The following is a 683-nucleotide window of genomic DNA, read 5'->3' on the forward strand; positions in this document are numbered from 1 at the left end:
TTGGTACCAGTTGAATCGACCTTATCAGCATATCCAGTTTGGCAGGTTCCGGCTGAGGATAGCCACTTAGTGAAATTGGTGGAAAATGGGTCGGTCCTAGAATTAGCGACGTTACCTGTTGAATTAAGAGACCAATTACCGGTGACGGCTTATATCGACGACAAGTTAAAGGCGCTTTATGATGTCCATCCAAGTAAAGATGGTAAAATAAAACCAAGCAAAATGTTTTAAAGATTGGACGATACTGAATGAAAACGATAAATTTACACCATCCCTTTGAACAATCAACTATCTATGCGGGCGATGTTGTCCTAGCCTTGGGTTTTTTTGATGGGGTCCATAGAGGCCACCAGGCGGTTATTCAAGCTGCTCGTGATGAGGCTGACCGTTTGCAATTACCACTAGCTGTAATGACTTTTAATATGGCGCCACGCATCTTGTATCAACAAATACACCCTGAAGAAGTGACTTATTTAACCACTCTAGTCGAAAAAGAGCGGTTAATGACTCAGATTGGTGTGGACTATCTTTATGTTACCCAGTTAACGTCATCATTCTCCGCTTTGAAACCGCAAGAATTTGTGGACCAATATATGGTAGGCTTGCATGCCAAATCGGTTGTAGCGGGTTTTGACTATACCTACGGCAAAAAGGACATCGCCAACATGCGGACCTTAGCTAGC

The 683-nt window shown here is 43.0% G+C and carries 1 protein-coding gene and 1 pseudogene; both read left to right on the forward strand.

Going from position 1 to position 683, the window contains the following annotated elements; all coding sequences use genetic code 11:
• A pseudogene (gene truB / locus ACRCJ0_RS17785) lies at positions 1-231 on the forward strand (tRNA pseudouridine(55) synthase TruB); the annotation flags it as partial.
• Positions 232-248: 17 nt separating this feature from the next.
• A partial coding sequence (locus ACRCJ0_RS17790; RefSeq protein WP_431391473.1) for an FAD synthetase family protein occupies positions 249-683 on the forward strand: 435 nt, incomplete at its 3' end.

The organism is Aerococcus sp. L_32, from assembly GCF_050689315.1.